Genomic DNA, 10,611 nt, shown 5'->3' on the forward strand with positions numbered 1-10,611 from the left:
CCCTCGTGGTTCTCAGAAGCCCAGGTCGACGCTCGGGTAGAGCGGGAACGCGGCGAGCAGCTCGTTGGCCTGCTTGCTGACCCGGTCGGCGACGGCCGGGTCCAGGTCGAACTTGGCCTTGGACGCGCCGGCCTTCGTCTGCGACAGGACCGTGTGCATGAGTTCGGCGATCTGGTCCATCTCCGCCGTACCGAGGCCGCGGGTGGTCAGGGCCGGGGTGCCGATGCGGATGCCGGACGTGTACCAGGCGCCGTTCGGGTCCTGCGGGATCGCGTTGCGGTTGGTGACGATGCCGCTGTCCAGCAGCGCCTGCTCCGCTTGGCGGCCGGTCAGACCGTACTTGTCGACGTCGATCAGGACCAGGTGGTTGTCGGTGCCGCCGCTGACCACCGTCGCGCCGCGCTTCATCAGGCCCTCGGCGAGCGCCTGGCTGTTGGCGACGATGCGCTGCGCGTAGTCCGCGAACTCCGGCCGGCGCGCCTCCGCGAAGGCGATCGCCTTGGCCGCCATCACGTGGCCGAGCGGGCCGCCGAGGACCATCGGGCAGCCGCGGTCGACCTGGTCGGCGAGCTCCGGCTGGCAGAACACCGCGCCACCGCGAGGGCCGCGCAGGCTCTTGTGGGTCGTCGTGGTGACGATGTGGGCGTGCTCGATCGGGTTGAAGTCGCCGGTGAAGACCTTGCCGGCGACCAGGCCCGCGAAGTGCGCCATGTCGACCATGAAGGTCGCGCCCACCTCGTCGGCGATCTCCCGCATGATCCGGAAGTTCACCTTGCGGGGGTACGCCGAATAGCCACCGACGATGATCAGCGGCTGGAACTCGCGCGCCGACTCGCGCAGGGCGGCGTAGTCGATCTGGCCGGTGGCCGGGTCCACGCCGTAGCTGCGCTGGTCGAACATCTTGCCGGAGATGTTGGGGCGGAAGCCGTGGGTGAGGTGGCCGCCCGCGTCCAGCGACATGCCGAGCATCCGCTGGTTGCCGAACGCCTGGCGCAGCTCGGCCCACTCGGCGTCGGTGAGGTCGTTGACGTTGCGCTTCTGCGCCTTGGCCAGCGCCGGAGCCTCGACCCGGTCGGCGAGCACCGCCCAGTACGCGACCAGGTTGGCGTCGATGCCGGAGTGCGGCTGCACGTACGCGTACGGCGCGCCGAACAGCGCCTTGGCGTGCTCGACGGCGACCGACTCGACGGTGTCGACGTTCTGGCAGCCGGCGTAGAAGCGGCGGCCGATGGTGCCCTCGGCGTACTTGTCGGAGAGCCAGTTGCCCATCGCGAGCAGCACGGCGGGGGACGCGTAGTTCTCGGACGCGATCAGCTTGAGGGACTCCCGCTGATCGTGCAGCTCCTTGGCGATCGCGTCGGCGATCCGGGGCTCGACGGCGCGCACGGCGTCCAGCGCGGCACGGAAAGCGGTCGATTCGGCGTTCAGCTCAGACATCGGACCTCCCTATCACAGGTGATGAGGCCCAGGCGCACGGCAGTCACCCCGGTGGGTGGGACCGCTCCCCGATGGTCATCCATCTTGAACGCGCCAGTCACGGCCCGCGGACGAGCATACCGGCGCCGGGCGCCCCGGTCACATCCCTTCCAGGCGCCCGCGCGTGACGTGGATCATTAGCCTGGGCGGGTGAACGGTGTCCAGATCCTGCTCATCGCCGCGGCCGGCATCGCGATCTCCGCGCTCGCGCACCGGCGGGGCATGCAACCCGGCCTCATCGTCGTGACGCTCGCGGCGGCGGTCAGCTTCGTGCCCGGGATGCCGCGGCTCGAGCTGGAGAGCGAACTGCTGCTCGCCATCGTGGTGCCGCCGCTGCTGTACTCGGCCACCCGCGCCGCCTCGTTCTCCGGGTTCAACCAGAACCTGCGCGCGATCATCAACCTCGGCGTGCTGCTGGTGGTGCTCACCGCCGGCGCGCTCGGCGTACTGTCGTCGTGGTTGTTGCCGTCGCTGGGCCTGGCCGCGGCTTTCGTCATCGGCTCGGTGCTGGCGCCGCCGGACACGATCACCACCGTCTCGCACGGCGCGGAGCTCGGGCTGCCACGCCGGGTCACCACGATCCTGACCGGCGAGAGCCTGGTCAACGACGCCACCGCGCTGACCCTCTTCAGTATCGCGGTCGGTGCGGTGAGCGGCGACCACACCTCGTGGGGCGGCGGCATCCGGGAGTTCTTCTACAACGCCGGCGTCGGTCTCGCGATCGGGGCCGGGCTGTCGGCGGCGACCCTGTCGATCCGCAAGAGGCTGGGGAATTCCACGCTCGAGACGGCGCTCGTGCTGCTCGTACCGTTCACCGCATTCCTCCTGGCCGAGCAGGTGCACGCCTCCGGCATCCTCGCGGTGGTCACGGCGGCCTTCTCGATCAGCATCAACACCTCGATGGATCCGCGGCATCAGTACCCGGGCGCGTACCGGACCCGGCTGCAGGAGGAAGCGTTCTGGCCGGTCGTCGACTTCCTCCTCGAGACGTTCGTTTTCGCGTACATCGGGCTGCAGCTCCGCTTCGTCGTCGAGGAGCTGCGGGCGGACGAGGACCCTGGTCTGACCCGTACGCTCGTAGCCGCCGGCGTCCTGCTGCTCGCGGCGATCGTGGTGCGCCTGGCCGCCGTCTACCTGCTGTTCGGCCGCTGGCGCCTCAACGAGCTGCTGAACAAACGACGCCGCGAGGCCGACCCCGTGCGGGCACGGCGAGCGGAGGAGTACAGGACGCGCCGGATGCGCGGACGGAGGCGGTTCGACACTCCGCTGGGCCCACCGACCGCGCGGGAAACGCTGGTGGTCGGCTGGACCGGGATGCGCGGCATCCTCACCCTGGCGGCCGCGGCGGCGATCCCGGAGACGACGTCCGACGGCCGGCTGTTCCCCGGCCGCGGGCCCGCGCAGGCCATCGCCCTGGTCGTCACGCTGGGCACCCTGCTCATCCAGGGTACGACCGTGCGCTGGCTCGTACGCCGGCTCGGCATGGACGTCCGCGCCGAGACCGAGCAGGCGGCCGCGATGCGCGTCCGCGGCGAGGAGATCGCCGCGGGCGCCGCGACGGGCAACGCAGACGGCGACTTCGACCGCCGGCGCAACGCCCTGAGCAAGGCGGTCATGGAGGGGGAGCTCGACGAGGACACCGCCCGGAACCTGATCGCCGAGCTCGACCTGCGCCAGGCCGCCCAGCACACCATGCCGAAAATGCCGTGAAACCGGCCGCCCTCCCGGCGAAGGGTCGCGCCATGTCCACGACGCTGCACTCGTCCCGGCTCCGCACCCGGCGCCACCGCACCGTCTGGCCGAAAGCCGGCTCACCCTCTTCCAGCTGACGGTCAAGTGACCGCCAGCTCCACGAGTTCGGCGTCGCCGGGACGCCAGTCCTCCACCACGATGGCGACATAACGGGCCCGGTCCTCGAGCGGTCCGTACCTCAACCCGTCCGCCGAGGCCTCGGTATGCCAGCCCGGCCGCCGACCCTTCGTCCACGCGGCCCGGACGCCCGTCACAGGAACCACGTCGCCCAGGTCGACCACCATCCGACCGGCCGGACCCGGACGCCACGACGTTCCCGGATTCCCGTCGACTGCCCGCTCCGGTGAGGTCATGCCCGCCGGCAGCGGCGAGGTGGGGAACGTGGTGCGGCCACGGGCGAGATCGGCTGTCGGGGTCACCGGGCCGCCCGGCATCGAGACGCTGCGGGACTTGCCGGCGGGTACGCGTACGGTCTTCGACCAGTGACCGCAGTGGAGCGTGACAACGGCTCGGTGCTTGGCCGGGGCGGTGACGGTGACGTGGTGCGAGTCCTGGACGTCGTAGCGCGTGCCGACCGGGGGATCGCCCGCGACCGTGAAGCGGGGCGGCTCGACGCGGGCTGTTCCGCCGTTGAGGCTGATCGGCCATTCGAGGCCGTCCTTGGTCAGCACCTGGCGGCCGCGGTAGAGCTTGTACCGTCCCGGGATCCGTACCCTCACGTTGCGGACGGTGTTCGGTGAGAAGTTGAAGATGCTCAGGTGGCCGTCGGCGTCGCTGACCGTGAGGCCCTCGGCCGTGGGTACTTTGCGCGCGGCCGCCCGGGCCAGGTCCTTGCGGGGGTTCGCGTACCCCTCGATGATCGGGGCCGGCGCGCTGACCGACGTGGCCGTGACGGTGATCTTTCCCTTGCCGCCGTGGGTGACGATGCCGGCGCGCCCGTCGATGCCGACCCAGCGGGTGGTCGTGCGGGTTTCCGGCACGGCGGCGGCGTCGGTCCAGGTCCGGCCGTCGGTCGAGGTCTGGATGACGAAGCTTTTTCCGTACGCGGCTTCCCACGCGATCCGGACTCCGGCGACCTGTACGGGTGAGCCGAGGTCGACGGCGAGCCAGCTGTCGGCTCGGCCGCGTTCCTCGCGTGCCACCGCCCAGCGGGTTTCCGGGTTGCCGTCGGTGGCGTTGCGCGCCGGGTACCAGACGTCCTCGGAGGACGCGGTCGGCATGGCACCCTGGGCGAGGTCGGCTCCGCTTACGTCGAGCACCGAGAAGGTCCAGATCGAGTAGCCGTACTCCGTGCCGGGTTCGCGGCCGAGCATGCGGACGTAGCGGGCGTCGCGCGGGGTGAACGTGATGTCGCCGGTCATCTGGTCGGCGAGCTGGGCCCGACCGCCGGCGAAGGTGAAGGTGCGGGTTCCGTCGAGGCCCGGCACCCCGGGCATGGTCAGGTTGAACAGGGTGAGTTCGCCCTCGCCCGGCAGCCCTGTGCTGGCGTAGACGACGGTGCCGGTGGGCAGCGTGGCGTATCCCGCATATCCTCCGCCGACGGCCAGCACGGTCGCCGTCGCGTCAACGCCGTCGCGCGTTTTGGACCACACTCCGGTCCATCGGCCGGCGGCGGACGAGCCGGCGGGCAGGAAGGCCGGGGCCCGGGTGTCGACCAGCCAATTGTCGTGGGCCGGCTGCCAGAGGAAGTTCACCAGCTCCGGCTTGGTGACCGCTGCCGCGAAGGCCGCCGGGGACTGGTGGACGGTCAACCCCACGTCGTCGCCGAAATTGCGGGTACCGCTCGCTTCCCGGAAGAACTGCGCCTTCGAGACCGGCTCCGAGGGTGTCTTGCGCAGCTTGTGGAACAGGTACGCGATGGCGAGCTCCGCGCGGGCCTCGGGCTCGTACTTCTCCTCGCCGCTGAACTTGGTGAGCCGGTACGCCGGGTCGTACCGCAGGTACGGCATCAGCCGCTCGGCGAGGTCGGCCTCGGCCCGGGCCGCGTGCCGGTCGCCCTGCACCTGGGCCAGGAACGCGAGCGGGAGCACGTCGCGGCCGTACAGGTGGTAGCGGTCGGCGATCATCGGCATGAACGGCTCGCCGGCGTCGCTGGCGAGCAGCCGAAGGGTGCGCCAGAGCTGCTCGCCGTTGGGCTGGTGGGTCAACACCTCCGGCAGCGGGCGGCCCGCCACCAGGAAGTGGATGGCCGCGCGGCCGGCCGTACGCCACAGCTCCGCCTGGTAGTGCGGGTTGGCGGACCCGTGGTTCTCCACGATGAAGGTGTCGTGCAGGTTGTGGGCGGTGCTGCGCCGGTCGACCCGGTCGCCGTCGACCATCGCGGGGTTGGCGCGGTCGGCCGCGGGCAGCGCGCTCGCGTTCGACGCCCAGTAGAGGAAGCGGGCCCGCCAGGCCGAGGCCGAGGCGGTGTCCGTGGTCCACGCGATGCCGGGTGCCAGCGCCTGGGCGTAGACGCCCATCTCCTCGAGCTTGGTGTCGCCGCGCCAGCCGCCGTCGGTGCCGTTCGGCGTCCAGCCGTCGCTCATCGGGTCGTCGCCGGCGTTGAGCTGGTACGCGTACGCCGCCTGCCCCTCGGCGATCAGCTGCACGTTCGCCCGGGTCGGCGGGTCGAGGTCGGCCCACATCAGCCGGGCGGCGAGCACGAAGTAGAGCTCGAAGGTCGAGTCCCAGAAGAGCCGGCGCCCCCACTCGGTGCCGCCGGCGAGCCGGTTGCTCGCGGCGTAGCGCTGGATGGTCGCGACGGTCCTGGCCTTCAGCGTGGTTGCGTCGACGGTGGCGAGAAGGGGGTCGAAGTCGTCCATGCCGAGCAGCACGGCGTTGCCCAGCACGGCCGTGAAGCGAAGGTCATCAGCCCGGTATGCCCCGATCGAGGGATCCCACTGCTCCTCCACCCACCGGGTGTGCACGTGCAGCAGCTCGCGATAGATGTCCGCAACCGGGTCCGGTGCCGCCGACGGCCCGGCCGCCCAGGTCGGCGACGAGGCGAATGCGCTGCTCACGCCGCTGATGCCGGCGAGCGTCAGCAGCCGGCGGCGGGACATGGCGAACAACGGGACCTCCGGGGCGGAACAGGCTGTCTCCCATACCCTTCGCGTCAGCCCCGAATGCTGTCAAATTCATCGACACCTGCCGGGCGACGGTTCCGGAACCAGGATTGCTTGCCTGTTAACTGATGCATCGATGAAACTGTGCGTACCGTCCCCCGCGACCCGCACGTTCCCCACGACGAGGCGCCGGTTCGTTCACCTTCAGAGCCGGCGCCCCGGCGTGCCAGCCCTCTTTACGAACTTCGTACGCCGGTCTGATGGTCGTCGATCGATGAGCGCCTAGCGTCCGGGCGATGAGGCTTTCCTTGTCCCGTGCCGGAGCGGCACTCGCCCCGATGATGCTGTTGCTCGGCCTGACCGCCGGGTCGTGTGCCGGGCGGGGATCCGGGCCGGACGACCCGGCCGGCCGGACGAACGTGGTGTTCGTGCTCACCGACGATCTGTCGGCGAACCTGGTGCAGTACATGCCGAATGTGCAGGCGCTGGCTCGGGACGGTACGACGTTCTCGCAGTACACCGTGACCGACTCGCTGTGCTGCCCGTCGCGGTCGTCGATCTTCACCGGTCGCTTCCCGCACAACACCGGCGTGTTCACCAACAGCGGCGACGACGGTGGGTTTCACGTTTTCCAGCGAGAGCAGGAGCGGGACACCTTCGCCACCACGCTGCAGAAGCGGGGCTACCGGACCGCGATGATGGGCAAGTACCTCAACGGTTACCTGCCCCAGGAGCACGGGGTGCGTCCGGGATGGACGGAGTGGGATGTGGCCGGGGCCGGCTACCCCGAATACAACTACAACCTCAACGAGAACGGCCAGGTCAAGCACTACGGCAAGGCGCCCGGGGATTACCTGACGACGGTCATCGAGGGCAAGGCGAAGGCGTTCGTCGCCGCGGCGGCCAAGGCCGGCGAACCGTTTCTGCTGGAGGTCGCGACCTTCTCACCGCACGGGCCGTACACCCCGGCTCCGCAGGATGAGCAGGCGTTTCCCGGGCTGAAGGCGCCGCGCGGGCCGTCCTTCGACACGCTGCCCGCGCATGCGCCGGCCTGGCTGGCCGGGCGGGAGCCGCTGAGCGCCGGGCAGGTCGCGGCCATCGATACGGCGTACCGGAAGCGGGTGCAGTCGGTGCAGTCGGTCGACCGGATGATCGGGGATCTGCGGCAGACGCTGGAGCAGGCCGGGGTGGCCGACCGCACGGCCGTGGTCTTCAGCTCGGACAACGGCTTCCATCTGGGCGAGCACCGGCTGGCGGCGGGCAAGCAGACCGCCTTCGACCATGACGTGCACGTGCCGCTCGTGGTGGCCGGGCCGGGTGTGCTGAAGGGCGCCACCGTGGATGCCCCGGTGCAGAACATCGACCTGCGCCCGACGTTCGAGGAATTCGGCGGGGTGCCGACCGAGAAGTCGGTGGACGGGCGCAGCCTGGTGCCGCTGCTGCGCGGCCACCCGGCCTCGGGTCGGCCGAAGATCGGCCTGGTCGAGCACCACGGCCCCGGCAATGCGGCGGACGACCCGGACAGGCAGGATCCCGCGAGCGGCAATCCGCCGACTTACGCCGCGCTGCGCGGGCCGGACTTCACGTACGTCGAGTACCAGGGCGGCGGAACCGAGTACTACGAGCGGACCGCCGACCCTGACGAACTCGTCAACGCCGTTGCCACGTTGTCATCAGAGCGTGCCGCCCAGTTGCATGGCGCGCTGGAGAAGCTGCGGACGTGCAAGGGCAGCGACGCCTGTGGTGGCGGTTGACCGCCGGCGCGGCGGGACTCGGCTCAGTCCGCCGAGCCCGGCTCGGCCATCTTCCGGTGCATCTCGGCCTTGGCCTTGTCCGGCATGATCTTGGAAGCGGCCCCCTGCACCCGGGTCTTGAGGGACCCGGCGACGACCTTCTCCTCGCCCTTCATGAGGGCCTTGAAGCCCTGTTCCGCGACCTGGGCCGGGTCGTCCTTCTCGGCGGTGCCGACCCGGGTGTCCATCATGTCGGCGCGCTCGAAGAAGTTGGTATCCGTCGGCCCCGGCATCAGGGACGTGACCGTGACGCCGGTGTCCTTGAGCTCGGCGCGTACGGCCTCGGCGAAGGACTGCACGAAGGATTTCGACGCGTTGTAGACCGCCTGGTACGTGCCGGGCATCATCGACGCGATCGAGGAGGTGAACAGCACCCGGCCGGAACCGCGCGCCACCATGTCCGGGAGCACGCGCTTGGCGAGGTGCACCGTGGACGTGACGTTCACGTCGATGATGTTCAGTTCCTCGCGCAGGTCGGTGTCTCGGGTGAAGTCGCCGCCGAGACCACGGCCGGCGTTGAGGGCGAGCGCGTCGACCGGGCGGCCGGTGGCGCGGATCCGCTCGTACAGCGTCTCGACGCCGTCGTACGTCGCGAGGTCGGCCCGGACGGCGGTCACCTCGTTCTGGCCGTCCCGGCGCAGGTCCACCGCGGCCTGCTCGATGTCCTGATCCTCCGCCGTGATCAACAGGTCGTAGCCGTGGTCGGCGAACTGCCGGGCCAGTTCGTACCCGATGCCGCTCGACGCTCCGGTGACCACGGCGAACTCGCGGCCGGTGGGTGTCGTCATCTGATCTCGCCCTCCTCGTCGTCTTGTCGCGGTGTGCCCGGCAAGCGATGCGTTAATCCTCGGAAGATGCGGGCACATCCTTGGCGTTGGCCGTCGACGAGAGCCGGAGTATCGGATGCGCGCACTGACCTGGCAGGGCACCTCGAAGGTGTCGGTGGAGACCGTTCCGGACCCCAAGATCCAGGAGCCCACGGACGCCATCGTACGGATGACCTCCACCGCGATCTGCGGCTCGGACCTGCATCTCTACGACGTCCTGGGGATGTACCTGGAGCAGGGCGACATCCTCGGCCACGAGCCCATGGGCATCGTCGAGGAGGTCGGTCCCGAGGTCACCCACATCCGCCCCGGCGACCGGGTGGTGATCCCGTTCAACATCTCCTGCGGCTACTGCTTCATGTGCAGCCGCGGCTACTACGCCCAGTGCGAGACCACCCAGGTCAAGGAGCACAACAAGGGCGCCTCGCTGTTCGGCTACACCAAGCTGTACGGCCACGTCCCGGGCGGCCAGGCGGAGTACCTGCGCGTCCCGCAGGCGCACTTCGGTCCGATCAAGGTGCCGGAGGGCCACCCGGACGAGCGCTACCTGTTCCTCTCCGACGTGCTGACCACGTCGTGGCAGGCCGCCAAGTGGGCCGACATCACGCCCGGCTGCACGGCTTTCGTCACGGGCCTGGGCCCGATCGGGCAGATGACCGCCCGGATCGCCCGCCACCTCGGCGCCGAGCGGGTCATCGCCACCGACAACGTCCCGGAGCGGCTCGAGATGGCCCGCCGCCACGGCATCGAGGTGATCGACTTCGACGACGTCGACGACGTACCGGCGGCCGTGCGGGACCTGACGTCCGGGCGCGGGGCGGATTGCGTGGTCGAGGCGGTCGGGATGGAGGCGCACGGCACGCCGTTCCAGGAGTTCGCGCAGAAGGCCGCCGGCCTGCTGCCGGACGCGGTCGCCCGCAAGGCGATCGACAAGGCCGGGGTCGACCGCATGGGCGCGTTGCGCACGGCGTTCGCGGCGGTCCGCCGGGCGGGTACGGTCTCGATCATCGGCGTGTACGGCGGCCAGGCGGACCCGTTCCCGATGTTCGACCTCTTCGACAAGGGGGTGACCTTGCGGATGGGCCAGGCCCACGTGAAGCACTGGGTCGACGAGATCCTGCCCCTGCTCACCGGGGACGACGACCCGCTGGGCGTCGACGACCTGGTGACGCATCGCCTTCCGCTGGAGGAGGCGCCGCACGCGTACGACATCTTCAAGAAGAAGGAGGACGGCTGCATCAAGGTCGTGCTGAAGCCCTGACGGGGCAGGATACAGCACTGTAGTGGTTCACTCACGCAAAGTGACTCATACTTTCGGCTAGTCACGCCTCGGCTGGTCAGCTAAGGTCGTCTTAACCGAACGGCCCAGCATGCGCGGGAAACGGCGATCCATCGATCGCCGTCCACCCACGAACCGAGACGACACCCTGCCCGACTCGGGCCCGGCTTCCCCCGCCGGGCCGGCTCTCCGGACAGGTGCCAGGGAGGACCACGAATGACTGTGACCCAGTCGGCCCCGTCGAAGCACACCCCGACGGCGACCACCGAGGCGCCCGCGGACAGCGCCGCCGACCTTCTCCACGCGATGGCCGCGATGCCGGCCGGTCACCCGTCCCGCGCCGCGCTGCGCGATCGGGCGATCGAGGCCTGGCTGCCGCTGGCCCGCCACCTCGCCCACCGCTACTCCGGCCGCGGCGAACCCACCGACGACCTGGTCCA

6 protein-coding genes, 1 pseudogene and 1 riboswitch are annotated in these 10,611 nt (G+C 70.3%); of the genes and pseudogenes, 4 read left to right on the top strand and 3 right to left on the bottom strand.

The features are described 5' to 3' along the window. Positions 1 to 12 precede the first annotated feature (12 nt). Complete coding sequence (locus ACIBO8_RS36635) at positions 13 to 1,437, bottom strand: glycine hydroxymethyltransferase (protein ID WP_396120125.1); 1,425 nt, start codon at positions 1,435 to 1,437, stop codon at positions 13 to 15. A gap of 19 nt (positions 1,438 to 1,456) precedes the next feature. Beyond that, a riboswitch (ZMP/ZTP riboswitch) is annotated at positions 1,457 to 1,548 on the bottom strand. Positions 1,549 to 1,626: 78 nt separating this feature from the next. Here ACIBO8_RS36635 and ACIBO8_RS36640 point away from each other — a divergent pair. Then, positions 1,627 to 3,186 carry a cation:proton antiporter gene (locus ACIBO8_RS36640; RefSeq protein ID WP_396120127.1) on the top strand — a complete coding sequence of 520 codons (1,560 nt, stop codon included), beginning with the start codon at positions 1,627 to 1,629 and terminating at the stop codon, positions 3,184 to 3,186. Positions 3,187 to 3,308: 122 nt separating this feature from the next. Here the strand turns inward: ACIBO8_RS36640 and ACIBO8_RS36645 are convergent, their stop codons facing one another. Continuing rightward, positions 3,309 to 6,269 (bottom strand): discoidin domain-containing protein, encoded by a 2,961-nt coding sequence (locus ACIBO8_RS36645; RefSeq protein ID WP_396120128.1) that lies wholly within the window; start codon positions 6,267 to 6,269, stop codon positions 3,309 to 3,311. Positions 6,270 to 6,568: 299 nt separating this feature from the next. Between ACIBO8_RS36645 and ACIBO8_RS36650 the strand changes: the two genes are divergently transcribed. Further along, complete coding sequence (locus tag ACIBO8_RS36650; RefSeq protein ID WP_396120129.1) at positions 6,569 to 8,026, top strand: sulfatase; 1,458 nt, start codon at positions 6,569 to 6,571, stop codon at positions 8,024 to 8,026. 23 nt (positions 8,027 to 8,049) lie between these two features. Here the strand turns inward: ACIBO8_RS36650 and ACIBO8_RS36655 are convergent, their stop codons facing one another. Next, entirely contained in the window at positions 8,050 to 8,853 is an 804-nt protein-coding gene (locus ACIBO8_RS36655) for an SDR family NAD(P)-dependent oxidoreductase (protein WP_396120130.1), read from the bottom strand. Positions 8,854 to 8,968: 115 nt separating this feature from the next. Between ACIBO8_RS36655 and ACIBO8_RS36660 the strand changes: the two genes are divergently transcribed. Further along, positions 8,969 to 10,153 carry a zinc-dependent alcohol dehydrogenase gene (locus ACIBO8_RS36660; protein WP_396120132.1) on the top strand — a complete coding sequence of 395 codons (1,185 nt, stop codon included), beginning with the start codon at positions 8,969 to 8,971 and terminating at the stop codon, positions 10,151 to 10,153. A 234-nt stretch (positions 10,154 to 10,387) separates the two neighbouring features. Beyond that, positions 10,388 to 10,611 (top strand): annotated as a pseudogene (locus ACIBO8_RS36665) (RNA polymerase sigma factor SigF); the annotation flags it as partial.

Origin of the sequence: Actinoplanes sp. NPDC049681 (assembly GCF_044465265.1) — a bacterium.
In the GTDB taxonomy this organism is placed as follows: Bacteria; Actinomycetota; Actinomycetes; order Mycobacteriales; family Micromonosporaceae; genus Actinoplanes.